The sequence below is a fragment of the Acidiphilium sp. AL genome (genome assembly GCF_025499445.1).
Taxonomy (GTDB): domain Bacteria; phylum Pseudomonadota; class Alphaproteobacteria; order Acetobacterales; family Acetobacteraceae; genus Acidiphilium; species Acidiphilium iwatense.
The window spans coordinates 222,921-247,669 of sequence record NZ_JAIMBZ010000002.1 but is presented as its reverse complement, the minus strand read 5'-3'; the positions used below and the strand labels follow the sequence as shown (position 1 = coordinate 247,669).

General features: G+C 66.1%; 26 protein-coding genes. 18 read left to right on the top strand and 8 right to left on the bottom strand.

Going from position 1 to position 24,749, the window contains the following annotated elements; all coding sequences use genetic code 11:
* The first annotated feature begins 28 nt into the window (after positions 1 to 28).
* The 10 genes from AiwAL_RS02620 (at position 29) to AiwAL_RS02575 (ending at position 8,137) form a co-directional block, all read left to right on the top strand.
* Positions 29 to 841 (top strand): heme ABC transporter permease, encoded by an 813-nt coding sequence (locus AiwAL_RS02620; protein WP_235702715.1) that lies wholly within the window; start codon positions 29 to 31, stop codon positions 839 to 841.
* Entirely contained in the window at positions 838 to 987 is a 150-nt protein-coding gene (gene ccmD, locus AiwAL_RS02615) for a heme exporter protein CcmD (protein ID WP_235702714.1), read from the top strand. The genes AiwAL_RS02620 and ccmD overlap by 4 nt, the downstream gene beginning before the upstream one ends.
* A complete protein-coding gene (gene ccmE / locus AiwAL_RS02610; RefSeq protein ID WP_235702713.1) occupies positions 984 to 1,505 on the top strand; it encodes a cytochrome c maturation protein CcmE in 522 nt (173 codons plus the stop codon). The genes ccmD and ccmE overlap by 4 nt, the downstream gene beginning before the upstream one ends.
* A complete protein-coding gene (locus AiwAL_RS02605) occupies positions 1,502 to 3,475 on the top strand; it encodes a heme lyase CcmF/NrfE family subunit (protein WP_262312046.1) in 1,974 nt (657 codons plus the stop codon). The genes ccmE and AiwAL_RS02605 overlap by 4 nt, the downstream gene beginning before the upstream one ends.
* 8 nt (positions 3,476 to 3,483) lie before the next feature.
* A complete protein-coding gene (locus AiwAL_RS02600) occupies positions 3,484 to 4,047 on the top strand; it encodes a DsbE family thiol:disulfide interchange protein (protein WP_262312045.1) in 564 nt (187 codons plus the stop codon).
* 9 nt (positions 4,048 to 4,056) lie between these two features.
* Positions 4,057 to 4,524, top strand: a complete 468-nt coding sequence (locus tag AiwAL_RS02595) for a cytochrome c-type biogenesis protein (protein ID WP_235702710.1) — start codon at positions 4,057 to 4,059, stop codon at positions 4,522 to 4,524.
* A complete protein-coding gene (gene ccmI / locus AiwAL_RS02590) occupies positions 4,521 to 5,288 on the top strand; it encodes a c-type cytochrome biogenesis protein CcmI (protein WP_262312044.1) in 768 nt (255 codons plus the stop codon). Before AiwAL_RS02595 ends, ccmI begins: the two co-directional genes overlap by 4 nt.
* Positions 5,285 to 5,434 carry a DUF1674 domain-containing protein gene (locus tag AiwAL_RS02585; RefSeq protein WP_235702708.1) on the top strand — a complete coding sequence of 50 codons (150 nt, stop codon included), beginning with the start codon at positions 5,285 to 5,287 and terminating at the stop codon, positions 5,432 to 5,434. Before ccmI ends, AiwAL_RS02585 begins: the two co-directional genes overlap by 4 nt.
* A gap of 30 nt (positions 5,435 to 5,464) precedes the next feature.
* On the top strand, positions 5,465 to 6,241 hold the full coding sequence (locus AiwAL_RS02580) for an MBL fold metallo-hydrolase (protein WP_235702707.1): 777 nt from the start codon (positions 5,465 to 5,467) through the stop codon (positions 6,239 to 6,241).
* Positions 6,242 to 6,517: 276 nt separating this feature from the next.
* The gene (locus AiwAL_RS02575) at positions 6,518 to 8,137 is read left to right on the top strand and encodes a GMC family oxidoreductase (protein WP_235702706.1); all 1,620 of its coding nucleotides are present in this window, start codon (positions 6,518 to 6,520) and stop codon (positions 8,135 to 8,137) included.
* Between the two features lie 6 nt (positions 8,138 to 8,143).
* Here AiwAL_RS02575 and tldD read toward each other — a convergent pair whose 3' ends face one another.
* The 7 genes from tldD to AiwAL_RS02540 all read right to left on the bottom strand — a co-directional run bounded on the left by tldD (position 8,144) and on the right by AiwAL_RS02540 (position 16,645).
* The gene (gene tldD, locus AiwAL_RS02570; protein WP_262312043.1) at positions 8,144 to 9,580 is read right to left on the bottom strand and encodes a metalloprotease TldD; all 1,437 of its coding nucleotides are present in this window, start codon (positions 9,578 to 9,580) and stop codon (positions 8,144 to 8,146) included.
* Entirely contained in the window at positions 9,580 to 10,644 is a 1,065-nt protein-coding gene (locus AiwAL_RS02565; protein WP_262312042.1) for a COX15/CtaA family protein, read from the bottom strand. The genes tldD and AiwAL_RS02565 overlap by 1 nt, the downstream gene beginning before the upstream one ends.
* A complete protein-coding gene (locus AiwAL_RS02560) occupies positions 10,641 to 11,744 on the bottom strand; it encodes a COX15/CtaA family protein (protein WP_235702703.1) in 1,104 nt (367 codons plus the stop codon). The genes AiwAL_RS02565 and AiwAL_RS02560 overlap by 4 nt, the downstream gene beginning before the upstream one ends.
* 244 nt (positions 11,745 to 11,988) lie before the next feature.
* Positions 11,989 to 13,125, bottom strand: coding sequence for a winged helix DNA-binding domain-containing protein (locus AiwAL_RS02555; protein WP_262312041.1), 1,137 nt, complete (start codon positions 13,123 to 13,125; stop codon positions 11,989 to 11,991).
* Positions 13,118 to 13,849 (bottom strand): SDR family oxidoreductase, encoded by a 732-nt coding sequence (locus AiwAL_RS02550; RefSeq protein ID WP_262312040.1) that lies wholly within the window; start codon positions 13,847 to 13,849, stop codon positions 13,118 to 13,120. The genes AiwAL_RS02555 and AiwAL_RS02550 overlap by 8 nt, the downstream gene beginning before the upstream one ends.
* A gap of 10 nt (positions 13,850 to 13,859) precedes the next feature.
* On the bottom strand, positions 13,860 to 15,290 hold the full coding sequence (locus AiwAL_RS02545; RefSeq protein ID WP_235702700.1) for an NAD-dependent succinate-semialdehyde dehydrogenase: 1,431 nt from the start codon (positions 15,288 to 15,290) through the stop codon (positions 13,860 to 13,862).
* Positions 15,291 to 15,319: 29 nt separating this feature from the next.
* On the bottom strand, positions 15,320 to 16,645 hold the full coding sequence (locus AiwAL_RS02540; protein WP_235702699.1) for an aspartate aminotransferase family protein: 1,326 nt from the start codon (positions 16,643 to 16,645) through the stop codon (positions 15,320 to 15,322).
* Between the two features lie 238 nt (positions 16,646 to 16,883).
* On the opposite strand from AiwAL_RS02540, the gene AiwAL_RS02535 reads away from it, so the two are divergent.
* The 7 genes from AiwAL_RS02535 (at position 16,884) to gltX (ending at position 23,111) form a co-directional block, all read left to right on the top strand.
* Entirely contained in the window at positions 16,884 to 17,552 is a 669-nt protein-coding gene (locus AiwAL_RS02535) for an MT-A70 family methyltransferase (protein ID WP_235702698.1), read from the top strand.
* Between the two features lie 18 nt (positions 17,553 to 17,570).
* Entirely contained in the window at positions 17,571 to 18,314 is a 744-nt protein-coding gene (locus tag AiwAL_RS02530; protein ID WP_235702697.1) for a BglII/BstYI family type II restriction endonuclease, read from the top strand.
* Between the two features lie 84 nt (positions 18,315 to 18,398).
* Complete coding sequence (locus AiwAL_RS02525; RefSeq protein WP_262312039.1) at positions 18,399 to 19,244, top strand: fumarylacetoacetate hydrolase family protein; 846 nt, start codon at positions 18,399 to 18,401, stop codon at positions 19,242 to 19,244.
* 65 nt (positions 19,245 to 19,309) lie between these two features.
* Positions 19,310 to 19,753 (top strand): hypothetical protein, encoded by a 444-nt coding sequence (locus tag AiwAL_RS02520; protein WP_262312038.1) that lies wholly within the window; start codon positions 19,310 to 19,312, stop codon positions 19,751 to 19,753.
* Between the two features lie 2 nt (positions 19,754 to 19,755).
* Positions 19,756 to 20,850, top strand: coding sequence for a quinone-dependent dihydroorotate dehydrogenase (locus tag AiwAL_RS02515; RefSeq protein ID WP_262312037.1), 1,095 nt, complete (start codon positions 19,756 to 19,758; stop codon positions 20,848 to 20,850).
* A complete protein-coding gene (locus tag AiwAL_RS02510; protein ID WP_262312036.1) occupies positions 20,847 to 21,674 on the top strand; it encodes a TIGR01459 family HAD-type hydrolase in 828 nt (275 codons plus the stop codon). The genes AiwAL_RS02515 and AiwAL_RS02510 overlap by 4 nt, the downstream gene beginning before the upstream one ends.
* A gap of 39 nt (positions 21,675 to 21,713) precedes the next feature.
* On the top strand, positions 21,714 to 23,111 hold the full coding sequence (gltX, locus tag AiwAL_RS02505; RefSeq protein ID WP_262312035.1) for a glutamate--tRNA ligase: 1,398 nt from the start codon (positions 21,714 to 21,716) through the stop codon (positions 23,109 to 23,111).
* Here gltX and AiwAL_RS02500 read toward each other — a convergent pair.
* Positions 23,101 to 24,081, bottom strand: a complete 981-nt coding sequence (locus AiwAL_RS02500; protein ID WP_235702691.1) for an aldo/keto reductase — start codon at positions 24,079 to 24,081, stop codon at positions 23,101 to 23,103. The two genes, gltX and AiwAL_RS02500, sit on opposite strands and share 11 nt — an antisense overlap.
* Positions 24,082 to 24,314: 233 nt before the next feature.
* Here AiwAL_RS02500 and rplK point away from each other — a divergent pair, with 233 nt between their 5' ends.
* Entirely contained in the window at positions 24,315 to 24,749 is a 435-nt protein-coding gene (gene rplK, locus AiwAL_RS02495) for a 50S ribosomal protein L11 (protein ID WP_235702690.1), read from the top strand.

Sequence of the window (24,749 nt, the reverse complement as noted above, 5' to 3'; positions counted from 1 at the left end):
CACACCGCCATTGGGGACACACCCTAGAATGGAACGGACAGGCACCTCGGATTATCCAGGGCAGATAGCAGCGGGTTCGATCGGCGTGCCGCAATCGAAGGCCGGCGCGTGGCTGCATCGCTTCGCCAATCCGGGCAGGTTCCAGCGGCTGATCCAGCCGATCCTGCCGTGGCTTGCCGCCGCCGCCTTCGTCGTCACCGTTACCGGCCTGGTCTGGGGATTTGCCTTCGCGCCGGCCGACTGGCAGCAGGGTATCGCCTCGCGCATCATGTATGTGCATGTGCCGGCGGCCTGGGTCGCGATGAACGGCTATGCGGCACTGGCCATCTGCTCGCTGCTCTCGATCGTCTGGCGCCATCCGCTGGCGGACATCGCCGCCAAGGAGATCGGCCCGGTGGGCGCCGGATTCACCCTTCTGTGCCTGATTTCGGGCTCGCTCTGGGGCAGGCCGGAATGGGGCACCTACTGGGTGTGGGATGCGCGGCTGACCTCGGTGCTGATCCTGCTTTTCCTCTATCTCGGGCACATGGCGCTGATCCGCGCCTTCGACAACCCGCAGCACGGCTATCGGGCGGCGGCGATCCTGGGGCTGGTGGGGGCGATCAACCTGCCGATCATCGTGTTCAGCGTGTATTGGTGGAACACGCTGCATCAGGGCAACACGATCTCGATCACCGGGCCGTCGAAGATCTACGTGACCATGCTCTACCCGCTGCTGGTCAGCGCCATCGGCTTCTATCTGGCCTTCCTCGCGATGGTGCTGGCGCGGATTTCGAGCGCGATCATGGAAAACCGGGCGCGCTCCCTGCTGCTCGCCCGCGCCGAACGGGGCGGCGCATGATCAGGGACGCGATGCCCTTCGTCGCCGGCAGCTACGGCGCGGCGCTGCTGGTTCTCGGCTTTCTCGCCCTCTCGGCCCTGCTGCGCTATCGCGGCGCGCGCCGGCGTCTGGCGGCGGTCGAGCCGCGCCGGAGCGGAAATCCATGATGAGCCGGAAGAAGCGGCGGTTGTGGATCGTGGTCGCCTGCGGCATCGGGCTGTCGAGCGCCGTCGCGCTGATGCTGGTCGCGTTCCGCTCCAGCCTGTCGTTTTTTCTCTCGCCGCAGCAGGTTCTCGCCAAGCGTCCCGCGCCCGGCATGGTATTCCGCCTCGGCGGGATCGTGCAGGCGGGGACCGTGGTCATGGGCACACGAGACGGCAAGCCCTATACCACTTTCCGCATCACCGACGGTCAGACGGCGATTCCGGTGGTGTTCACCGGCGTTCTGCCGGGGCTGTTCCGCCAGGGCCAGGGCGTGGTGACGATCGGTGCGATGACGCGGGGCGACCGCGAATTCGTCGCCAGCACGGTGCTCGCCAAGCATGGGGCGAGCTACATGCCGCGCGATGTAGAAATGGCGCTGCGCAAGGCCGGCAAATGGAATCCGAAATTCGGGCCGCCGCCGAATGCCGCCGCCTGGGACGATAAATCGCCCCGCGCCATCGAGGCGGACAGCAAGGGATGATTCCGACCCTCGGTCATTTCGCACTGGCACTGGCGCTGGCGATCGCCGCGGCGCAGGCGGTGATCGGGCTGTTCGGGCCGATGTTGCGCGACCGGATTCTGCTCCGCGCCGCGCCTGCCCTGGCGATCGCTCAGTTTCTGATGCTCGGCGCGGCCTTCGCCGCCCTCGTGTGGGCCGGCGTGGTGTCGGATTTCACGGTGCGCAACGTCGCCGAGTTCTCCAGCAGCACCACGCCGTTGTTTTACCGGATCACCGGAACCTGGGGCAACCACGACGGCTCGATGCTGCTCTGGTGCCTGATCCTCTCGCTCTGCGGCGCGACCGTCGGCGTGTTCGGCACCAATATTCCGTCCAGCCTGCGCTCGCGCGTGCTGGGTGTGCTCGGGCTGGTTTCGGGCGGGTTCCTGCTGTTCACCCTCACCGTGTCCGATCCGTTCCGGCGCATCTGGCCGCCGCCGCTGCATGGCGCCGGGGTCAACCCGATCCTGCAGGATCCTGGTTTGGCGGTGCACCCGCCGATCCTCTACACCGGCTATGTCGGCTTCTCGATCGCCTTCGCCTTCGCGGTCGCCGCGCTGATCGAAGGAAGGGTCGATGCCGCCTGGGGGCGCTGGGTGCGGCCCTGGACCTTGGTATCCTGGGTGTTTCTGACCGCCGGCATCTGTTTCGGCTCGCTCTGGTCCTATTACACGCTGGGCTGGGGCGGATTCTGGTTCTGGGACCCGGTGGAGAACGTCGCTTTGCTGCCCTGGCTGACCGGCACGGCGCTGATCCATTCGGCGATCGTGGTGGAAAAGCGCGAGGCGCTGAAAACCTGGAGCGTCCTGCTCGCGATCGCGACGTTTTCGCTCAGCCTGTGCGGCACCTTCCTGGTGCGCTCGGGCCTGCTCAATTCGGTTCATGCCTTTGCCGCCTCGCCCAATCAGGGGCTGTTCATCCTGGTTCTGCTGGCGCTGACCATCGGCGGCTCGCTGCTGCTGTTCGCGTTCCGCGCGCCCGGCCTTGCCGCGACCGGGGTGTTCGCACCGGTCTCGCGCGAAGGCGCGCTGATCCTGAACAATATATTCCTGTGCGTCATCGCGGCGGTGGTGTTCACCGGCACGATGTATCCGCCTTTCGTCGATCTGCTGTTCGGGCTGCAATTGTCGGTCGGGGCGCCGTTCTACGACCAGGCGGTGCTGCCGCTGACAGCGCCCTTGATCCTGGCGATGGCGGTGGGGCCGATGCTGCCCTGGAAGCGCGGCGCGATCGGGCCGGCCCTGGCGAAAATATGGTATGGCGCGGTCTTGGCCCTGATCGTTTTCGCGTTCGTCCTGTTCAGGGGTCATGCGATCGCGGCACTCGGGCTCGCGGGTGCCGCCTGGGTGATCGTCGGCGCGCTGGTCGATCTCGCGGAGCGGGTGCGGCTGTTCCGGGTGCCGCCCGGCCAGTCCTTCGCCCGGCTGTTCACCCTCCCGCGCGCGCAGGTCGGCGCCGCGCTCGGCCATCTCGGCTTCGGTGTCACGGTGCTCGGAATCGCGGGAATGACGCTCCGGGTGCATACCGTCACGGTGCTGCATCCGGGCCAGTCGGTCGATCTCGGCGGCTATCGCTGGACGCTGGACAGGATCAGCCCGGCACAGGGGCCGAATTATCAGGCACGGCGGGCGACGATCACCGTCACCCGCCATGGCAGGCTGGTGATGACGATGCGGCCGGAACGGCGGTTCTTCACCGCGCAGAAGGTCAAGACGGTGGCTGCCGCGATCCGCACCAACGGCGTGCGCAACATGTTCGCGACTTTCGCCGGCGAGGATAATTCCGGCGGCGGCGAGTTCCGCTTCAACGTGCATCCCTTCGCGCCGGAGATCTGGCTCGGCGGGCTGATCATGGCGCTGGGTGGCGCGATTTCGCTGAGCGACCGGCGGTTCCGCATCGGCGCGCCGGTGCGGAGCAAGCTGCGCAAGCCGGCCGGTTCGGCGACGGTCTGAACGATCCGATGGATACGCCACGCGTTTCGCGCCGCCTGATGCTCGGCATCCCGCTCGCGGCAGTGGCCGTGGGCGGGATCGGGTTCTACGCATTGCTGGAGCGGATGCGCAGCGGCGCCTACAACCCGCAGGAATTCAACAACCCGCTGGTCGGTCACGAAGTGCCGGATTTCACCCTGCTGGGGGTCGATGGCAACCAGGGCTTCGACCGGGCGGCGCTGATCGCACGGAAGCGGCCGGTTCTGGTCAATTTCTTCGCCTCCTGGTGCATCCCCTGCGTGGGCGAGGCGCCCTATCTGCGCGCGATCGCGAAATCCGGGCTGGATATCTGGGGCATCGCCTATCAGGACAAGCCCGGACCGCTCGCGCTGTATCTAGCCAAATACGGCAATCCGTATCGGCGGATCGCCGCCGATCTGAGCGGACGGGTCGCGATCAACTGGGGGGTCTACGGCGTGCCCGAGAGCTTCCTGATCGCCCCCGGCGGCATGGTGCGCTGGCATATCGCCGGGCCGCTGGTGCCCGAGATCATCGAAAGTCAGCTCAAGCCCGCTTTGCGCCGGCTGTCGTGACCTGATCCGATGAAACGCGTCCTGATCCTGTGCTTCCTCGGCCTCGCGGTCACCTTCGCCATCGCGGCGGCCGATACGCCGGTGACGATCCTGCGCGACGGGGTGACGCTGACGATCGCGCAGGAAAAACGCGCCGAGCATATCGGCAACAAATTGCGCTGCCTGGTGTGCCAGAACGAGACGGTGGAGAACTCGCAGGCCGGCCTTGCCAAGCAGTTCCGGGGGATCATTCGCCGGCGGGTGGTGCGTGGCGAGACCAATACGCAGATCGTCGATTTCATGGTGCATCGCTATGGAATTTTCGTGTTGCTCAAGCCGCCGCTGATCCCGCTGACCTGGCTGCTGTGGTTCTCGCCGGTGATCGCGCTGCTGGCGGGACTCATGGTGGTGCTGATCGCGCGCCGCCGCCGCGCGCCGCCGTCGCTGCCGGGGCTGAGTGAAGCGGAACGCGACCGGCTGAAGGACATTCTCTCTTGATCTGGTTCTGGATGGCGGTTCTCGCCTTGGTCGCGGTGGCGCCGATCGTGGTGGTGTGGGTGCGGCGCGGACAGATCCGCTACCGGCGGGACACCGCGCTCGCGCTGCATCGCGCGCAGCTCGACGAGATCGCGCGGGAACGCGACGAGGGGCGGCTGCCGGACTCGGAATATCAGGGCGCGCGGCTGGAAGTGGAGCGCCGGCTGCTGGCGGCGGATGCGCTGCCCGAGCCCGAGGCGAATCGCAGCGCGCGCGGTCTGCTGATCGCCGTGGTGGTGCTGATTCCCGTCGGCGCGCTCGCCCTGTTCCTGCCGGGCAGCCTGCCGATGGTGCCGTCCGAGCCGCACGCGGCCATGGTGCGCGCGGAATCGGCGGCGCGCAAGCAGGACGACGCGCTGATCGCCAGGCTGGAACGGAAACTTGCCGAAATCCCGCCGAACACCGCACGGGCGCGCCAGGGTTACCTGCTTCTCGGTCAGGTGCTGGTGACGCAGCACAAACTTGCCGCCGCCGCCAAGGCATGGACCATCGCGCTCGATCAGAAATTCGACCCGACCCTCGCCGCCGAAACCGCCGAGGCGGAGACCGAAGCGGCCGGCCATGTGACGCCCAACGCGGCGCATCTGTTCCATCGGGCGCTGGATCGCGCGCCGGCAAACGCGCCGTGGCGCAAGCTCGCGGAACAGCGACTGCGCGAGGCGGCGGTGACGCTGCCGGCGAAACCCTTGCCGAAACCAGCGCCGGACGCCACATCCAGCCCATGACCGAGACAGACAAAACCGATGCTCCCGTTGCAAAAACCGATTCGGAGGAGCAAAAAACCTGGCCGAAAGAGATCGGCGGCCCGAAAGGCCCCGAGCCGACGCGCTACGGCGACTGGGAACGCAACGGCCGCTGTTCGGATTTTTGATTTCCTGCTTCAGCCGGAGAGACTATGCCGATGAGCCTGTTGCCCGTGGCGCTGACGCTGATCGGCGGCCCCACCGTATTGATCGAGATCGGGGATGTCCGGCTTCTCACCGATCCTACGTTCGATGAGCCGGGACGCTACACATTACCGCATGTCACGCTGGAAAAACTGGCGGGGCCGGGCCTCGCGGCGGCGGAACTCGGCCGGATCGACGCGGTTCTGCTCAGCCACGACCAGCATGCCGACAATCTCGACAATGCCGGCCGCGCCTTGCTCGGCGCGGTTCCCGCCGTGTTCACCACGCTTGCCGGCGCCGGGCGGCTCGGCGGTGTGGCGCAAGGGCTCGCGCCGTGGCAAACCGTCGAGCTCGCCGGTACGAACGGCCGGCCGATCCACATCACGGCAACCCCGGCGCGGCATGGTCCCGCCGGAATCGAGCCGCTTTCCGGCGATGTCACCGGATTCCTGATCGGTTTCGATCAGCCGGGCGATGCGATCTACGTCACCGGCGATACCGTCTGGTACGACGGCGTTGCCGAGGTCGCGCGCCGCTACCGGCCGCGCCTCGTCATCCTGTTCGCCGGTTCCGCCAAGACGCGCGGCTCGTTTCATCTGACCATGGACAGCAACGACGCGATCGAGACCGCCCATGCCTTCCCGAATGCACGGATCGTCGCCGTTCATACCGATGGCTGGGCGCATTTCACCGAAAGCCGGGAGGAACTCGAACGTGCCTTCGCGGCACTCGGCCTCGCGGAGCGGCTGGTGCCCCTGAAAACCGGCTCGGCGATCGGGTTGCAATTGTGAAACGACCGGCGGGTAGTGCCCCCGTTTGATATTTCGGACCTGGTGGCAATTTGTTCGTACTGCGTCCAGCGCCTTCGATCATCTCGCGGGGGCAGCTTCAGCTCTGAAGCTAGCCGAAACAATGAGATGCGCAAAGCGGCGCGTCGGCCGGGTGATCGCGTAACCGTGATATTGCCCGAAATTTGAATTTTCAGACAGTCCATATTGCCGCAAACGTCAATAAATGGTTCTATTAGAGATAATACCCGCCATGACGGGAAAATTGGGAGGAATACGATGTCCGAGTTCGATTACGTCATCGTGGGTGCGGGTTCGGCGGGTGCGGTGCTCGCGAACCGGCTATCGGCCGATCCGGGCGACCGGGTCTGCCTGCTCGAAGCGGGCAAGGCCGACAAATCGCTGATGATCGACACGCCGCTCGGCATCGTCGGGCTGCTCGGGACGAAGACCTATAACTGGTATTTCAACACCGAGAAGCAGGCGCAACTCAACGGCCGCAGGCTCTATTGGCCGCGCGGTAAGACGCTGGGTGGATCGTCGTCGATCAACGCGATGATCTATATGCGCGGCGCGCCGGCGGATTACGATGGGTGGGAAGCGCAGGGCAATCCGGGCTGGGGATGGTCGAGCCTGTTGCCGATCTTCAAGGCGCTTGAGCGCAACGAGCGGGGCGCCGATGAGTATCACGGCGCCGATGGCGAACTGAACGTCGCCGATCTGCGCAATCCGAACGGGCTGGGGCCGGTGTTCATCCAGGCCGCGATCGAGGCCGGCCTGCCGCGCAACCCCGATTTCAACGGCGCGCGGCAGGAAGGTGCCGGCGCCTACCAGGTGACGCAGAAGGACGGCAAGCGATTTTCATCCGCGCGCGCCTATCTGGATGCGATCAAGGCGCGGCCGAACCTCACCATCAGGACCGAGGCGCGGGCGCTGCGCGTGCTGATGGACGGCAACCGGGCGATCGGCGTCGAGATCAAAACGCCGCAGGGCACCGAGCGGGTGATGGCGCGGCGCGAGGTGGTCCTGGCCGGCGGCGCGATCAACTCGCCGCATCTGCTGCTGCTCTCGGGGATCGGGCCGCGCGCGGAGATCGCCCGCGCCGGCATCCAGCTCTGCCATGAGTTACCGGGGGTGGGGCGGAACCTGCAGGATCATCTGGACTACGCCATCCTGGTGCGTGACCGGACCAAGCAGGCGGTGGGAGTCGGGCCGGGGATGCTGCCGCGCCTGGTGCGCGCCTTCTTCGAGTTTCGCGGCAAGGGCTCGGGCATGTTCGCCTCCAACGCCGCCGAGGCGGGCGGTTTCGCGAAACTGACGCCGGAGAGCGAGGTCCCGGAAATCCAGTTTCATTTTCTGCCCACCATGCTGCGCGACCATGGCCGCAAGCCGACTCTGGGCTACGGCATGACCCTGCATGTCTGCCAGTTGCGGCCGAAAAGCCGGGGATATATCGGGCTGAAATCCGCCGATCCGCTGGCCGATCCGCTGATCGACCCGAACTATCTGTCGCACGATGACGATGTCGCCGAACTGCTCGGGGGCGTGAAGCTGGGGCGGCGGATCATGGCGGCACCGTCAATGGCGGGGATTTCCGGCGGCGAGGTGGAACCGGGCCCGCGCAATGTCAGCGATGCTGCGGTCATCGCCTCGATCCGCGCCCAGGCCGAGACGATCTACCACCCGGTCGGCACCTGCAAGATGGGCAGCGACCCGATGGCCGTGGTCGATGACCGGCTGCGGGTGCATGGCGTGGCGGGGCTGCGGGTGGCGGATGCCTCGATCATGCCGACCGTCATCAGCGGCAACACCAACGCGCCGGCCATGGTGATCGGCGAAAAAGCGGCGCGGATGATCCTGGCCGATCGCAACGCGCCCGCGCAAGTTGCTGCGGAATAACGGGGCTTAGGCCGCCGTGCCGCCGACGGTCAGGCCGGAGATCTTGATCGTCGGCTGACCGACGCCGACCGGCACGCCCTGGCCGTTCTTGCCGCAGGTGCCGATGCCGGGGTCGAGTTCGAGATCGGCGCCGATCATCTCCACTTTGGTCAGCGCGTCCGGCCCGTTGCCGATCAGCGTGGCCCCCTTCACCGGCGCGCCGATCCTGCCGTCTTCGATCAGGTAGGCTTCCGAGGCCGAGAACACGAATTTGCCCGAGGTGATATCGACCTGGCCGCCGCCGAAATTGGCGGCGTAGAGCCCGCGCTTGATCGAGCGGATCATGTCGTCGCGCGAGGCGTCGCCGGCGAGCATGATGGTGTTGGTCATGCGCGGCATCGGTAGATGGGCGTAGGATTGGCGACGGCCGTTGCCGGTGGCGCGCATGCTCATCAGCCGGGCGTTCTGGCGGTCCTGGATGTAGCCGGTGAGAATGCCGTCCTCGATCAGCACGGTGCGGTTGGTGGGCGTGCCTTCGTCATCGACGGTGAGCGAACCGCGCCGGTCGGGGATGGTGCCGTCGTCGATGACGGTGACGCCTTTGGAGCCCACCCGCTTGCCCATCAGCCCGGCGAAAGCGGAGGTCTTCTTGCGGTTGAAGTCGCCTTCCAGCCCATGGCCGATCGCCTCGTGCAGCAGAATGCCGGGCCAGCCGGCGCCGAGCACGACCGGCATCTCGCCGGCGGGCGCCGCGATGCTTTCAAGATTGAGTGTCGCGTTGCGGATCGCCTTATCGACCGAAGCGCGCCAGAAATCCGGCGCGGTGACGCTGGAATAGGTCTCGCGGCCGCCGGCACCGTGACCGCCGGATTCGCGGCGTCCGTTCTGCTCCATCACCACCGAGACATGCAGCACCACCAGCGGCCGGATATCGGCGACGCGCACCCCGTCCGCGCGGAGAATTTCCACCACCTGCCACTCGCCGGCAAGGCTGGCCATCACCTGAACCACGCGAGAGTCCTTGCCGCGCGCATAGGCGTCGATCTCGCCGAGCAGGCCGGCACGGGCGGCGAACGGCATTTCGGCGAGCGGGTTCAGTGCCTTGTAGAGCGGGGCCGAGGCTGTGGCGGGGCCGACCGAGGCCATGCCGGCTTCACCGGACCGGGCGTCGCGCAGGGTGGCAACGGCGCGGGCAAGTGCCGCATCCGAAATCTCGCCCGCATGAGCGTAAACCGCCGCCTCGCCGGTCACCGAGCGCAGGCCGAAGCCGCGCCGGGAATCGAAGCTGGCATTGCGGATGCGGCTGTCGTCGAGGCTGACCACCTCGGACTCGCGATATTCGAGGAACAACTCGCCGTCATCCGCCGGGTCGAGCACCGGCGCGATGGCGCGGCGCGCTTCGTGAACATCCAGCCCCTCGTTGTGGTGGAACAGCCGGTCGGCGGTGGCGAGTGCTTCGGACATTATTCAGCGGCCTTCATGGCGAGGGTTTCGGCGCGGATGGCGGTGGCACCGCGCAGCGCGTGGCGGCAGGCGACGCAGGCGGCGAGCAGCAGAACGGCGTTGAGTTCGTGGAGATAGCCGATCGAACCCATGCCGGAGAGCAGCGCTGTCATGCCCAGTATATATTGCAGCGAGACCAGCCCCGCCAGGAGCAGGAACAGATCGCGCGCTTTGGGGCCGAGCGATGCGCGCAGGCCCATGACCGCTGCGACCACCACGACCAGGGTGGTGATGGTTGCGACGATCCGGTGATCGAACTGCACCGTGGATTTATTGGCAAGAAAATTCAGCCAGAGCGGATGCAGTTTCAGTGCGTGCGGCGGCAGGGCATGGCCGTCCATCAACGGAAAGGTGTTGAACACCTTGTTCGCATGGGTCGCCGCGACCAGCGCGCCGAGCCCGATCGTCGCGATGATCAGCACGATCGAGGCGGTCAGCAGGGCGCGCAGCACCGTGTGCCCGGCGATCGGCGCCGGTTCGGGGTTGCGGATGGTCAGCGCGGTCCATAGCATCGCGGTGAAAATCAGCATCGCCACGATAAGGTGGGGCGCCAGAAACAGCGGTGAGGGGTGCAGGACGCCACCATAGCGCCCCTGATAGGTCATCAGCCAGCCCATCACCGCTTCGCCGGCCCCGGCGGCGAACAGCAACCCGAGCCACAGCGCGAGCCGGCTGGAGATTCTGCTCCGCCACCAGAAAACCGCGAGCGGAACGATGAACACCAGCGCCATCAGCCGTCCCCAGTCGCGGTCGAGCAGCATCGGCCAGGCGAGGGATTTGAACTGGGCGAGGGTCATGGTGGGATGCAGCGCCTGGAATTGCGGCGTTGCCTGATAGAGCGCGAACAGGCGTTCCCAGGCGCGATGGGTCAGCGGCGGCACGAAACCCATCACCGGCTGCCAGAGCTGGACCGAAAATCCGGCGCCGATGGTGCGCACATGACCGCCGCCGACGACCATGCCGAAAATCATGACGCAGATCAGCAGCAGCCAGTTGCCGACAAGGCGGTCGGGCCTGGCGTTCATGCTGAGCGGCGTCCCCGCAGCTCGAAATACGCCCATACCGCGGCCGCCAGCAGCAGAACGGCGTTCATCTGATGCACGATGCCGATATCCAGGATCTTCGAAACCAGCGTGGTCACGCCCAGAATATACTGCACGATCAGAAGGCCGCCCATCACCAGGAACGCATCGCGGGCGCGCGGCGGCAGATCGGCGCGGATCGCCGCGACCACGGCGGCGATGACCACCAGCGCCGCCACGGTGCCGAGCAGCCGGTGATCCCACTGCGCCGCCGCCTTGTTCAGGACCCAGTTGCGCCAGAACGGGTGGAGCGTTGCGTAACCGGGCGGAATCCAGCGCCCCTGCATCAGCGGGAACGTGTTGTCGATGGTGTAGGCGTGGGTGCCGGAGAGGAACGTGCCGGCGACGATCGCGATGCAGATCGCCACGATCGAGGCGATCGCGAAGCCGCGCGCCGTGCGGTATTTCGCGGCTTCGGCAGGCGGCAGGCGTTCGGACTCGGGCCTGAGCACGACGAGGCCGGAGCAGAAAACGGCGATCGCCAGCGCGGTCGCGAAGCAGTAATGGATCGACAGGCGCCAGACCGAAACCTCGGTCATGCCGGGGTGAAAGCCCGAGGCGACCATCCACCAGCCGATCAGCCCCTGAATGCCGCCGAGGACGAACAGGAGCAGAAGCCACGGGCGCAGGCGGCGTTCCAGCCTTCCGGTCCACCAGAACCAGACGAGCGGGATTCCAAAATCGAGGCCGAGCAGGCGGCCCCACAGGCGATGAATCCATTCCGGCCAGAAAATCGCCTTGAACCCGGCGAGGTCCATGTGGCTGTTGAGCAGTTGGTATTGCGGGATAGTCTTGTAGAGAGCGAACATGCGCTCCCACGCCGCATGGGTCAGCGGCGGGATGATGCCGGAAACCGGCTGCCACGCCATGATCGACAGCCCGGCATTGTCGTTCTGCACATAGGCGCCGATCCCGAACATCTCGACGATCAGGGCGAAACTGACGAACAGCCACGCGGCCACCAGCCGGCGGTTTTCCGGCGATGCGGCGCGCGCGGCCCGGCTCTGGTTCATGGCGATACCGGCGGCGGTCTGCGACGCCATCGATCGATCCTTCAGTCGTGAGACAAGTTGCCCCGGATTTGCACCCGATCGTCGGATTGTAAACCCGGATCGTGTCGATGGCGTTGGATCGGTGCGACGGTTGCCCGGCGGCGCGGTCACTGAACTGGACCCTGCAGTGAGGACCAGCCCCGGGTGGAATTAAGGTGGAAGCCGCGCCGCCTCCTGGTCCGGCCAAATGGAGCTTTCGATATTATCAGGATGCGGGATGGAGATCGCGATTTGATCAAGCAGCGGCCGCATTGATTTGGATCGCGGTTGGGAGGCCGTGCAGCCGGCCGAGCGGCGCGGCGGCGGTTTCGATGTCGGTAGCGTGTTTGGCGAGCGATGATGCGAACGGCGTGATTGTGATATTCAAGCGTTTGCCGCGCGGTTTCGCTTCCCAGGTGCCGGCGGCGCGGCCATCGATCAGAATGGTCGCCGCGACCCAGCCGGCTTTTCGATAGATCAGTGTCTGGTGCGGCTCATCGACCAGATGGGATTTGACGGAACAGCCCAGCACATAGGGATCGAACGCCGGGAGCAGACTCACCCGGCTTGCTGGCGCGATGGTCGCGAGGTCGTCGAGGTCTTCTCGTCGGGCGATCGTCGGCCGGTCATAGACCGTGATGTCGATCAGGTCGTCGGCGAGATCGTGGCCGGCCTGTTTGGCTTCGCCGGACGGGATGCCGGCCCAGCGCGCGAAACCCTGGATGGTGGCGGGGCCGTAGGCGCGGAGATAGCGGTCGAGCAGGCATCGGCGCGCTTCCGGGCCGGGCGGGCGTTTTGGCAATGGGCTGGCTTTGAACCATGTGTCGGTTCGGACGAAGCTGATGTCGCGGTCTTTGGTTGGTCCGAAGCAGATCGCGCCCTCCAGCGCGGCCTGTTTGACGATGCCGCCCCAGCCGTGGTCGATCCAGGCGCGTGCTTGATCGCCGACCAGCGCGACCACCCGATCCGCGAGGTCTTTCCGGGTGAGCGGGCCGGTTTCGAGCGCCTTGCACACCGCATCGCTGGCGCGGGTGATCTGATCTGGTGTCAGCCCATAGGTGCCGAGCCAGCGATGCAGTTCGCGGAGTCCGGCCGGGCCGATCGCGGCGCTGTAGAGCGGCAGATCGGCGGACGGGATGATATGCACCGTTCCGCGCATCAGCCAGGTTCGGGCCAGGGTTCTGCTGGTTTCCAGCGCTTTGGTGAGGGTGCCGGATTGGAGGTTTGTGGTTCTGACCGACGCGGCTTGTTCGGTGGCTGAGGGGATTTGCGCCTGGAGGCCGCAGATGTCCCCGATCATTGCGGGGAGTTGGTCGGCGGAAACGGGGTCGATCAGATGATGCCGCCGCAGGCGAAACGCGACGGCCTGTTTTATAGTGACCGCCTCAGCCACGACCCAACAGCGGCATGGTCAACGGCAAAATCGTTGCATCCAACAAATTGATGCCGGGCGGGAGGGTCGCCATCAGCACGGCGGCGCGGGCGACCTGATCGGCGGGCATGAGCCCTTCCTCGCGCCGTGTCGCCTCCTGATCCGGCCAGATGGCGCTTTCGGTGTTGCCGGGATGCAGGATGGAGACCGCGATGCCGTGCATCCGTCCGTCGAGGGCCAGCGCTCGGGTCATGCCCTCGAGGGCGAATTTCGAGGTGGTGTAGGGCACCGAATTGCGGCGCGGCACGCGGGCCGAGACCGAGCCGATATTGATGATCCGGCCCGATTTCTGCGCCTTCATGATGCGGAAGGCGCGTTGGGCGCAGCGAAACGCGGCGGTGACGTTGACCGCGATGACCGCCTCGAAATCCGCCATCGGCAGGTCTTCGGTGCGGGTGTGGGTGGCGCGGCCGGCATTGTTGACCAGAATGTCCAATCGTCCGCCGAAGCGGGCTTCGGCGGCGGCAAACAACCGTTCGACATCGGGTTCGCGGGTGATGTCCGCGGTGAAAATCGAGACGGTTTCGCTGCCGATCGCGCGCGCGGCTTCGGCGAGTTTCGCCTCGTCGCGCCCGCAGATGATGACCGAAGCGCCCTCGGCGGCGAGCCCAGCGGCGATCGCGCGGCCGATGCCGCTGGCGCCGCCGGTGACGATCGCCGTCTTGCCGGCGAGGGCGCTGCTCACGAAGCCCCTGTCACGAAGCCTGGGTGACGAACTTGGTGGCGAGGTATGAGTCGATCGCCTCCGCGCCGCCTTCCCAGCCATAGCCGCTATCCTTCATCCCACCGAACGGGGTTTCGGGCAGAGCGAGGCCGTGATGGTTGATCGAGACCATGCCGCTCTCGATCCGGTGGCCCAGAGCGGTGACGGTTTTGGTCGAGCGTGTATAGGCATAGGCTGCGAGGCCGAAATCGAGCCGGTTGGCCTCGGCGATCGCATCGTCGAAGGAGGCGAAACGGTTGACCAGCGCGAGCGGGCCGAACGGCTCCTCGTTCATCGCGCGGGCGGTGACCGGCACGTCGGTCATCACCGTGGGCTGGAAGAAATACCCTTTGTTGCCGATCCGCTCGCCGCCGGCGGCGACTTTGGCACCGTGCTGCCTGGCGTCGGCGATGAAGCCCTCGATGGCGGGGATGCGGCGCTCGTTGGCGAGCGGGCCCATGGTGGTGCCGGCTTCGAGCCCGTCGCCGACCTTGATTTTGGCGACAGCACCGAGGAAGCGCTCCATGAACCCGTCATAGACGCTGTCCTGGACCAGGAACCGCGTGGGCGCGACGCAGACCTGCCCGGCGTTGCGGAACTTGTTGGCGGCGAGGATTTTCGCGGCGGCGTCGAGATCGGCGTCCTCGAACACGATGGCGGGGGCGTGGCCGCCAAGCTCCATGGTGGCGCGCTTCATGTGCTTGCCGGCCAGTGAGGCGAGGTGCTTGCCCACCACGGTCGAGCCGGTGAAGGAGATTTTGCGGACCGAATGATGCGGGATGAGATATTCCGAAATCTCGGCCGGCACGCCATAGACGAGGTTGAGCACGCCGGCGGGCAGCCCGGCATCGGCGAAGGCGCGCACCAGTTCGGCGCAGGAGCCGGGGGTTTCCTCGGGGCCTTTCAGAATCACCGCGCAGCCGGCGGCGATGGCGGCGGAAACCTTGCGTACCGCCTGATTGAGCGGGAAGTTCCACGGCGTGAAGGCGGCGACGATGCCGACCGGCTCCTTGACGACGAGCTGATAGACGCCGTCGGCACGGGCCGGAATGACCCGGCCATAGGTGCGCGGGGCCTCCTCGGCGAACCAGTCGATCACGTCGGCGGCGAGCAGGGTTTCGCCCTTCGCCTCGGGGAGCGGTTTGCCCTGTTCCATGGTCATGGTGCGGGCGATGGTGTCGGCACGCTCGCGGATCAGATTGGCGGCCTTGCGCATGATTTTCGCGCGGGCCTGCGGGCTGGTCTTGCGCCAAGCGACGAAGCCGGTCTCGGCGGCGGCAATCGCGGCGTCGAGATCGGCGCGCTCGGCGTGGGCGGCGGTGCCGATTTTTTCCTCGGTTGCCGGGTTGAGGACATCGAGCGTGCGGCCCGATTTCGCGCCGGTCCATTCGCCGCCGATATGCAGCATCACATCCTGGTACATTTTTGATCCTGTCCGTAAGGTCTTGTCGTTCAGACCGTCTTTAGCACGCCGCGCAGGAGCGCAAACATCTGGTCAAGCTCGTCCTCGGTGGTGATGAACAGCGGCGCGAACACCACCGTATCGCCGGCGACGCGGATCACCAAGCCCTGCTCGAAGCAGCGGCGCAGCACGGCGAAGCCGCGCTTGCCGGCCGACCCGTCGACCGCGAGGTCGACGGCGCCCAGCAATCCGTAGCCGCGCGTGTCGGTGACGATCGGGATATCGGCGAGCGAGGCGATGCGTTCAAGGAATTTCGGGGTGAGCGCGGCGGCGCGGGCGAACAGGTCCTCGTCGCGGTAGAGCTTCAGCGTGGCGAGGGCCGCGGCGCAGGCGACCGGATGGGCGGAATAGGTGTAGCCGTGGAAAAATTCGACGGCGTCGGGCCCGGCGGCGTCGAGGATGGCCTGCTGGATGTCCTCGCGCACCGCGATCGCCGCCATCGGGATATTGCCGTTGGTGATCGCCTTGGCCATGGTCAGGATGTCGGGGGTGACACCGAACGCATCGGCGGCGAAGGCGTGGCCCGTTCTGCCAAAACCGCAGATCACCTCGTCGAAGATCAGCAGGATGCCGTGTTTGTCGCAGATCGCGCGGAGCCGTTCGAGATAGCCCTTCGGCGGGACCAGAACGCCGGTCGACCCCGCGATCGGCTCGACGATGCAGGCGGCGATGGTGTCGGCGCCGTGCAGATCGACCAGGCGCTGCAGATCGTCGGCGAGGTCGATGCCGCCGTGTTCGCCCTGGCCCATCACGTTGCGGTTTTCCGGGATGTGGGTGTGGCGCATATGGGCGACGCCGGGCAGGCCGAGGCCGAAGGCGTCGCGATTCTTCACCATGCCGCCCACCGACCAGCCGGCGAAATTGACCCCGTGATAGCCGCGCGCCCGGCCGATCAGGCGCTGGCGCTGACCCTGGCCGCGCACCCGATGGTACTGGATCGCGATTTTCAGCGCGGTTTCCACCGCTTCGGAGCCGGAGCCGGCGAAGAACACGCGGTTGAGCCCCTCGGGCAGCATCTGTGCGAGTTCATGGGCGAGGCGGAACGATCCCGGCACGCCGAACTGGAAGGCGGGCGCGTAGTCGAGCTCCTCGAGCTGGCGGGTGACCGCCTCGCGGATTTCGCGGCGGCCATGCCCGGCGGGTGTGGTGTAGAGGCCGGAGACGCCGTCGAGCAGTTGTTCGCCCAGGGTGTTCCAGTAATGGACGCCCTCGGCGCGGGCGATGATGCGCGGCGCCTCCTGGAACTGCTTGTTGGCGGTGAACGGCATCCAGTGATGGATCAGCGGCTCGTTGGAGCGTGATGCGGCCTGGCTCATGATCGGACCCTCCTTGGTTTGAGCAAGCTTAATATTTTAAGCGTATTTTTGGCAAGGCCTGTTTTTTAAGGGCAATTCAACGCAGACTGTCGATTATTCTTATCACTTGGCGCCCGATCTTGTTCGACGGCTGGACCGCGCGCATAGCTTGTCATGTGTCGATCCGGCTATGAGACTGGACCGAATCGTTCAGTATTTGTCACTATTCTTGCGTTCACCAAGGAAGGTTGTTGGCACGATGCCCAGGCAATTCATCCCGGACCCTGCCGCAGATCTTCTCTCGTCCGTCGAGGGACAGCGTTTCGCTACGATTCTGGCCGATCCGCCATGGCAATTCGCCAATCGCACCGGGAAGGTCGCACCCGAGCATCGCCGATTGGCGCGCTACGGGACCATGTCGCTCGACGACATCTGCGCCCTTCCAGTCGCCGAGGTAACGGCTTCGACCGCGCATCTCTATCTCTGGGTGCCGAACGCGCTGCTGCCCGAGGGGTTTAGGGTGATGAGCGCGTGGGGGTTTCAGTACAAGTCTAACATCGTCTGGCACAAAATCCGCAAGGATGGCGGTAGCGACGGGCGGGGTGTGGGGTTCTATTTCCGCAACGTAACCGAGATGGTGCTGTTCGGGACGCGCGGCAAGAATGCGCGCACGCTCGCCGCGGGGCGACGGCAGGTGAACTATCTCGCGACGCGCAAACGCGAACATTCGCGCAAACCCGATGAGATTTACGATATCATCGAGGCGTGCAGCCCGGCCCCGCGCCTCGAACTGTTCGCGCGCGGCGTGCGCCCGAACTGGACTGCGTGGGGCAGCCAAGCGGATGAGGGTTATGCGCCGAGCTGGGAGACCTATGCGCATAATTCGGCGAGCGATCGGCAGTCGGTCTTGCCGTTGGGCGCAGATTAGCATCGGGTCAGCATTGATATGTTCGATCGTTTGAAAGCGCGCGGGTTCGAGATCCATTTCCTGTCCCACGCCGAAGCGATCATGAGCGTGGATTTTCCCAAGGCCGCCCAGGAACTGGAATCGGCTTTGGTCAATGCTTCGATCCCGATAGAGGAGATTATCGCCGGTGGCGGGGGCGAAGCAAAGGGAACCCAACGGCTGCGCAAGGCGCTGGCTGAAAAAGGCTGGGTCAAAACGACTTTCGTGGTCGAAAAGATCATCAACGGCGTTCAGCGGGAAAGCCAGTCCCACGAGGTCGATCACGTCCGGGCATTCGAGTCTGGTGCGCGGATCGCTCTCGAAATCGAGTGGAACAACAAAGATCCATTCTATGATCGTGACCTTGAGAACTTCAAACGGCTGCACGCCGATGGGGCGATTTCGATCGGGGTCATCGTCACGCGCGGGCGGGCGTTGCATGCGGCCATGCATGGTTTTGTAAGACGTTTTCTGGATCGGCACGGAATTGACGATTTCCCCGCATTGGAATCGTTCGATTACGTTCCTACGCCGAAACAGCGCCGCGATATTCAGAGCCGGGTTGGTCGGGCCAACAACCCCATTCCGTTTCGCGCCGCGTTCACGGACAAATTCGTGTCTGACAAATTCGGCGAGGCGACGACGCACTGGAAGAAACTGGAAGATCGAGTTCACCGAGGTGTGGGCAATCCGTGCCCGCTGCTGCTGATCGGTTTGCCACCTTCGATCGTGACGTTCGGTTGAGCGGGGTTTGTGGCCGCGCGGTCTTGGCGGGGGCGGTGTCGCGCCTTAGAAGCATATTATAAATCGGGGACAAGGAGCGACGGCATGAAACTGTTTCGGCATGGTGCGGCGGGGGCCGAGCGTCCGGGTGTGGTCGATGCCAAGGGCGGCTTGCGCGATCTTTCGGCGCATCTCGCGGGGTTCGATGCGGCGGCGTTGTCGGCCGAGGGGTTGGCGCGGATCGCGGCGATCGATCCCGCCGCGCTGCCGATGGTGCCGGACGGGGCGCGGATCGGCGCGCCGGTGCCGCGCCCGGTCAATTTCATCTGCATCGGGCTGAACTATGCGGATCACGCGGCGGAGAGCAATTTGCCGATTCCCGAGGAGCCGATCATTTTTCTCAAGGCGGGCAGCGCCTATTCCGGCCCGTTCGACGACGTGGTGATTCCGCGCGGCTCGAAAGAGACCGACTGGGAGGTGGAACTGGGCGTGGTGATCGGCACGGCGGCGCATTGCGTGACCGAAGCCGACGCGCTCGACCATGTGGCCGGGTATTGCGTGGTGAACGACGTGAGCGAGCGGGAGTACCAGATCAAGCGCGGCGGCACCTGGGACAAGGGCAAGGGCTGCCCGAGTTTCGGCCCGGTGGGGCCGTATCTGGTCACAAGCGACGAGGTGCCCGATCCGCAGAGCCTTGACCTCTGGTGCGAGGTGGACGGCAGGCGGATGCAGAACGGCAATACGCGCACGATGATTTTCGGGGTGCGGACCCTGGTTTCGTATGTCAGCCAGTTCATCGCGCTGCTGCCGGGCGATATCATCGCCACCGGCACGCCTCCGGGCGTGGGCATGGGGATCAAGCCGAACCCGGTGTTTCTGCGGCCCGGCCAGACCATGCGGCTCGGCATTGCCGGGCTCGGCGAGCAGGCGCAGAAGACGATCGGCGGGTGATCACGGGTCGTTGCGGCGGCGGCCTACCCGTTGCGGGCGGCGCACCTCTCGACTAAAGGCGGGTCATGCGCCGTATCCTGATTCCCGCCCTGCTGCTTCCGCTCGCCCTTGCCGGCTGCGCCTTGTTCGGCCGCAAGACCCTCTCGCCCTATGCCAACGCGCCGTCGCTGGTCGATGTCGCGGCGCTGACCAAGTTCAATGGGCAGTTGCCGCTGGTGACGATCCCGCAAGGGGCGCAGAATTGGGCGCCTTCGGTGAAATACGCGGTGGCCGAGGCGCTGAAAATCAACAAGGACGCGAAATTCCGCGTCTATGTGACCGGGCCGGCGGCGGCGATCCCCTCCGTGTCCGAACAGCAGATGGCGAAGCTCGCCCCCGAGGCGGCCGCGGTAGCCGATGCGATCGCCGCCGATGGGGTGCTGCCGGGGAATGTCTCGCTCGGCGCCTCGACCAAGCTGCCGCACGTGCCGACACCCAAGGCGCCGGAAATCGTGGTGTTCGCGAAGTAATCATGAGTCTTTCAGGCTTCGTGTTGCCGTGGCTGCGGCGGCTGGAGCCGGAGACCGCGCACCGCATCGCGATCGCCGGGTTGCGCTTCGGAGTTGCCGGCGGGTGGGACATCGCGCCCGATCCGCGCCTGGCCGTGTCCGCGTTCGGGCGGACCCTGAAAAACCCGATCGGGCTTGCCGCCGGGTTCGACAAGGATGCGGCGGCACTCGCCGGCCTGTCCCGGCTGGGATTCGGGTTCATCGAGGCGGGAACCGCAACACCGCGCGCGCAACCGGGCAATTCCAGGCCGCGGCTGTTCCGGCTTGCCGAGGACGAGGCGCTGATCAACCGCATGGGGTTCAACAATCGCGGGATCGAGGCGTTTTCGCGCAATCTCGCGCGGGCGGCCAATCTTGCCTATCAGGATCGGGCGCGGGTGGCGATCGGTGCGAATCTCGGGATCAACAAGGACGGCGCCGATCCGCTGGTTAATTATCCGGCGCTGGTGCGCGCGGTCGCACCCCATGCCGATTATATCGCGATCAACGTGTCCTCGCCGAATACGTCTGGGCTGCGGGATTTGCAGGCGGCGGACCGGCTGGCGGCGATTCTCGATGCGATCGCGCGCGGCGCCGGAGCGCATCCGCCGCTATTCGTGAAACTGGCGCCCGATCTCGACGAGGCGGCGTTGCCCGAGCTGGTTGCCATGGCGATCGGACGGGGGATTGCCGGGCTGATCGTCAGCAACACCACGCTGGCGCGGCCGGAGAGCCTGCGCGGGGCGGCGCGCGGCGAGGCGGGCGGCTTGTCCGGCGCGCCGCTGTTCGCGCGTTCGACCCGGATGCTCGCACGGGTGCGGCTGCTGGCGGGCGACCGGCTGACGCTGATCGGGGTGGGTGGCGTGGCGACGCCGGAGCAGGCTTTCGCCAAGTTCCGCGCCGGGGCGAGCCTGGTGCAGGTTTACACGAGTTTCGTCTATCAGGGGCCGGCGGTGATCGGGCGGATCGTCACCGGGCTGGGCCGTCTGCTCGATCAATATGGCTGCGCTTCACTGGCCGAGACGATCGGGCGGGATGCCGACCGGCTGTCGGAGCTGGAGCTAGGGCACACCCGATGAGCATCGCCGATATCGCCGCGCGGTATGACGGGTTCATCGTCGATCTCTGGGGCGTGGTGCATGACGGGGTGCGGCCCTATCCGGGCGTGCTCGACTGCCTCGCCCGGCTGCGGGATGCCGGCAAGCGCGTGGCGTTCCTGTCGAACGCGCCGCGCCGGGCCGGCGCGGTGGCGGATGCGCTGGCGGCGATGGGCATCGCGCGCGGCTTCTATGACGGGGTGATGACCAGCGGCGAGGCGGTGCGCGCGGCGCTGATCGCCCGCACCGATCCCGATTTCGCGGGGCTGGGGACGCGGCTGTATCATCTGGGGCCGGAGCGGGACCGCAATCTGTTCGACGACCTGGGATTGGTCGAGGTCGCGCGGCCCGCCGAGGCGGATTTCCTGCTCAATACCGGGCCGGACGACCTGGCGCCGCAAGACGACCCGGCGGCGTTCGACGATGTGCTGGCCGAATCGCTGGCGACGGGGCTGCCGATGGTCTGCGCCAATCCCGATCTCGAAGTGATTCGCGACGGGCGGCGGATCGTCTGCGCCGGCGCACTGGCGGAACGCTACGCCGCGCAAGGCGGGCGGGTGATTCTGCGCGGCAAGCCCGATCCGGCGATCTATCCGCCGACACTGGCACTGCTCGGTACCGATCGCGCGCGGAGCGTCGCGGTCGGCGATTCGCTGCGCACCGATCTCGCCGGCGCCAAGGCGGCGGGCATCGACGGGGTGTTCGTGCTGTCGGGCATTCATACCCTGACCATGGCGCAGGCTTCGGCGGCGGCGGCGGATGAGGGGCTGGCGCCGGTCGCGATCCTGCCGGGTTTCGCCTGGTAGGGGTTTCGTGATAGCGCCCCATCGTGATAGCGGGGGCGCATGACAATCCGCGTCCGTTTCGCTCCGAGCCCGACCGGGATGCTGCATATCGGCGGCGCCCGCACCGCTTTGTTCAACTTCCTGTTCGCGCGGCGCCATGGCGGGCGGTTTCTGCTGCGGGTCGAGGACACCGATCGGGACCGCAGCACGACGGAAGCGACCCAGGTGATCCTGGATGCGCTGGACTGGCTTGGCCTGACGCCGGACGAACCGCCGGTGTTCCAGTCGACCCGCTACGCGCGGCATCGCGAGGTTGCCGAGCAGATGCTGGCGGCGGGGACCGCCTATCGGTGTTTCTGCACCCGCGAGGAACTGGCCGAGATGCGTGCCGCGGCCGAGGCGGAGAAAAAACCGTTCCGCTATGACGGGCGGTGGCGAGATCGCGACCCGGCGGAAGCGCCGCCTGGGGTCGATCCGGTGATCAGGCTGAAGGCGCCGCGCGGCGGCGAGACGGTGGTGCGCGATCTGGTGCAGGGCGAGGTGCGGGTCGCGAATGCTGAACTCGACGACATGATTTTGCTCCGTTCGGACGGCACGCCGACCTATCTGCACGCGGTGGTGGTCGATGACCACGACATGGCGATCAGCCATGTGATCCGGGGCGACGATCATCTGACCAACACGTTCCGGCAGGCGCAGATTTACGACGCGATGGGCTGGGCGCGGCCGGACTTCGCGCATATTCCGCTGATCCATGGGCCGGACGGCGCGAAACTGTCGAAGCGCCACGGTGCCGTGTCGGTGCTGCAATTCCGCGAGGACGGCTATCTGCCGGAGGCGTTGTGCAACTACCTGCTCCGGCTCGGCTGGGGCCATGGCGATGCGGAAATTCTATCGCGCGACGAGCAGATCGCCCTGTTCGATCTCGACGGGGTGGGGCGCGCGGCGAGCCGGATGGATTACGCCAAGCTGCTGCACGTCGATGCGGTGTGGCTGCGCGCGGCGGAAGACGAGCGGTTGGCGGCGGATGTGGTCGGGCGGATCGCGCGCGATCACGGGCTGGCGGTGAGCACCGGGGCGGCCGGAAGGATCGCCGCGATCATGCCCACGCTGAAGGAGCGGGCGCGGACCCTGGCGGAACTGGCCGAATCGGCGCTGTTCCTGGTGCGCGAGCCGCCTTTGCCGATGACCGAGAAGGCGCTTTTGCTCCTGACCGATGAAGCGAAGGCGGATCTGGCCGCTCTCGCGGCCGAATTGAACGCGACTGATTTTTCGGCCGAGGCGCTGCACGCCGCGATGGCCGGTTTCGCGACGGCAAAAGGGAAAAAGCTCGGGGAGGTGGCGCAGCCCTTGCGCGCGGCGCTGACCGGCAGCACGACCAGCCCGCCGATCGACGCGGTGATGGCATCCCTGGGTCGGAACGCCACCATCGCGCGGATCGAAGCCGTTACAGGCTGACGGCTTTCATCCCGGCTTCCGGGTAGCGGGTGCCGGCGGCGGCGCCGGCGGGCAGGATGCGGTCGATCGCCGCGAAGTCTTCTTTCGTCAGCGTAACATCGACGGCGCCGACGTTCTCGTCGAGATATTTGCGGCGCTTGGTGCCGGGAATCGGCACGATGTCGTCGCCCTGGGCCAGCACCCAGGCGAGGGCGAGCTGGCTCGCGGTGCATTTCTTCGCTGCCGCCAGTTTTTTGACTTCCTCGACCAGTTTCACGTTCTTCGCGAAATTCTCGCCCTGGAAGCGCGGGTTGTTGTGGCGCCAGTCATCGGTTTCGAGGTCTTCGGGTTTGGTGATGGCGCCGGTCAGGAAACCACGGCCGAGCGGCGAATAGGGCACGAAGCCGATGCCGAGTTCGCGCACGGTTTCCAGCAATTCACCTTCCGGGTCGCGCGACCAGAGCGAGTATTCGGTCTGCAGGGCGCTGATCTTATGCACCTTTGCGGCACGGCGAATGGTTTCGGGGGCGGCTTCGGACAGGCCGAGATGTTTGACCTTGCCCGCTTTGACCAGTTCGGCCATCGCGCCGACAGTGTCTTCGATCGGCACGTTGGGATCGACCCGGTGCTGGTAATAGAGGTCGATCGTGTCGATGCCGAGGCGCTTGAGCGAGGCGTCGCAGGCGAATTTCACGTAGGACGGTTTGCCGTTGACGCCGAGGCGTTTGCGGTCCGCGCTGAACTCGTTGCCGAATTTGGTGGCGAGGACGATTTTGCTCCGGTTGGCCTTGACGAAAGGGCTGAGCAGAACCTCGTTATCGCCGAAGCCGTACATGTCGGCGGTGTCGAAGAAGGTGACGCCGCGGTCCAGCGCACGGTCCAGCGTGGCGCGGGCTTCGGCCTCGTCGCGGCCGGAATAGAAATCGGACATGCCCATGCAGCCGAGCCCGATGGCGGAGACGGTCAAGCCGCCCAGGTTGCGGGTTTTCATTTTTTGCTCCTTTAAGGGTTGAGGGCTCAGATGGGGCGTGCGCGGCCGCTCCCCAAGCCCGGCAAACCTGCCATGAGGGGCGGATTGCCGACTCGACAGGCGCGCGCCGGTCTTGTATAGGCGCGGCTTCATCGGAACGCGGGAGGTTGAACCACGGCTGGTTCGGCCGGTTGAACCGCGGTCCATTGGCGTTTCCGGGCTTCGGGATGCCATCGGATCAGGAGTGGCGCCGCATGGCGAAGAAAATCGTCGGCTATATCAAGCTGCAGATCCCGGCGGGCAAGGCGAATCCCTCGCCGCCGGTGGGTCCGGCGCTCGGCCAGCGCGGGCTGAACATCATGCAGTTCTGCAAGGATTTCAATGCCGCGACCCAGGGGATGGAAGTGGGCATGCCGGTGCCGGTGGTGATCACCGCCTATGCCGATCGCAGCTTCACCTTCATCACCAAGACGCCGCCGAACACCTATTTCCTGAAGAAGGCCGCCGGCATCGCCAAGGGTTCGACGACAACAGGCAAGGGTGCGACCGTCGGCAAGGTGACGATGAGCCAGTTGCGCGAAATCGCGGCGACCAAGATGGTTCACATGAACGCCAACGATGTCGACGGCGCGGTGCGCATGCTGATCGGCTCGGCCCGCTCGATGGGTCTTTCGGTCGTGGAGGGCTGA

What these genes read in the sequence shown, in the direction of transcription:
- AiwAL_RS02620 (WP_235702715.1), top strand. Translation starts at nt 29, where the DNA reads ATGGAACGGACAGGCACCTCGGATTATCCAGGGCAGATAGCAGCGGGT.
- ccmD (WP_235702714.1), top strand. Translation starts at nt 838, where the DNA reads ATGATCAGGGACGCGATGCCCTTCGTCGCCGGCAGCTACGGCGCGGCG.
- ccmE (WP_235702713.1), top strand. Translation starts at nt 984, where the DNA reads ATGATGAGCCGGAAGAAGCGGCGGTTGTGGATCGTGGTCGCCTGCGGC.
- AiwAL_RS02605 (WP_262312046.1), top strand. Translation starts at nt 1,502, where the DNA reads ATGATTCCGACCCTCGGTCATTTCGCACTGGCACTGGCGCTGGCGATC.
- AiwAL_RS02600 (WP_262312045.1), top strand. Translation starts at nt 3,484, where the DNA reads ATGGATACGCCACGCGTTTCGCGCCGCCTGATGCTCGGCATCCCGCTC.
- AiwAL_RS02595 (WP_235702710.1), top strand. Translation starts at nt 4,057, where the DNA reads ATGAAACGCGTCCTGATCCTGTGCTTCCTCGGCCTCGCGGTCACCTTC.
- AiwAL_RS02585 (WP_235702708.1), top strand. Translation starts at nt 5,285, where the DNA reads ATGACCGAGACAGACAAAACCGATGCTCCCGTTGCAAAAACCGATTCG.
- AiwAL_RS02580 (WP_235702707.1), top strand. Translation starts at nt 5,465, where the DNA reads ATGAGCCTGTTGCCCGTGGCGCTGACGCTGATCGGCGGCCCCACCGTA.
- AiwAL_RS02575 (WP_235702706.1), top strand. Translation starts at nt 6,518, where the DNA reads ATGTCCGAGTTCGATTACGTCATCGTGGGTGCGGGTTCGGCGGGTGCG.
- tldD (WP_262312043.1), bottom strand. Translation starts at nt 9,580, where the DNA reads ATGTCCGAAGCACTCGCCACCGCCGACCGGCTGTTCCACCACAACGAG.
- AiwAL_RS02565 (WP_262312042.1), bottom strand. Translation starts at nt 10,644, where the DNA reads ATGAACGCCAGGCCCGACCGCCTTGTCGGCAACTGGCTGCTGCTGATC.
- AiwAL_RS02560 (WP_235702703.1), bottom strand. Translation starts at nt 11,744, where the DNA reads ATGGCGTCGCAGACCGCCGCCGGTATCGCCATGAACCAGAGCCGGGCC.
- AiwAL_RS02545 (WP_235702700.1), bottom strand. Translation starts at nt 15,290, where the DNA reads ATGTACCAGGATGTGATGCTGCATATCGGCGGCGAATGGACCGGCGCG.
- AiwAL_RS02540 (WP_235702699.1), bottom strand. Translation starts at nt 16,645, where the DNA reads ATGAGCCAGGCCGCATCACGCTCCAACGAGCCGCTGATCCATCACTGG.
- AiwAL_RS02535 (WP_235702698.1), top strand. Translation starts at nt 16,884, where the DNA reads ATGCCCAGGCAATTCATCCCGGACCCTGCCGCAGATCTTCTCTCGTCC.
- AiwAL_RS02530 (WP_235702697.1), top strand. Translation starts at nt 17,571, where the DNA reads ATGTTCGATCGTTTGAAAGCGCGCGGGTTCGAGATCCATTTCCTGTCC.
- AiwAL_RS02525 (WP_262312039.1), top strand. Translation starts at nt 18,399, where the DNA reads ATGAAACTGTTTCGGCATGGTGCGGCGGGGGCCGAGCGTCCGGGTGTG.
- AiwAL_RS02520 (WP_262312038.1), top strand. Translation starts at nt 19,310, where the DNA reads ATGCGCCGTATCCTGATTCCCGCCCTGCTGCTTCCGCTCGCCCTTGCC.
- AiwAL_RS02515 (WP_262312037.1), top strand. Translation starts at nt 19,756, where the DNA reads ATGAGTCTTTCAGGCTTCGTGTTGCCGTGGCTGCGGCGGCTGGAGCCG.
- AiwAL_RS02510 (WP_262312036.1), top strand. Translation starts at nt 20,847, where the DNA reads ATGAGCATCGCCGATATCGCCGCGCGGTATGACGGGTTCATCGTCGAT.
- gltX (WP_262312035.1), top strand. Translation starts at nt 21,714, where the DNA reads ATGACAATCCGCGTCCGTTTCGCTCCGAGCCCGACCGGGATGCTGCAT.
- AiwAL_RS02500 (WP_235702691.1), bottom strand. Translation starts at nt 24,081, where the DNA reads ATGAAAACCCGCAACCTGGGCGGCTTGACCGTCTCCGCCATCGGGCTC.
- rplK (WP_235702690.1), top strand. Translation starts at nt 24,315, where the DNA reads ATGGCGAAGAAAATCGTCGGCTATATCAAGCTGCAGATCCCGGCGGGC.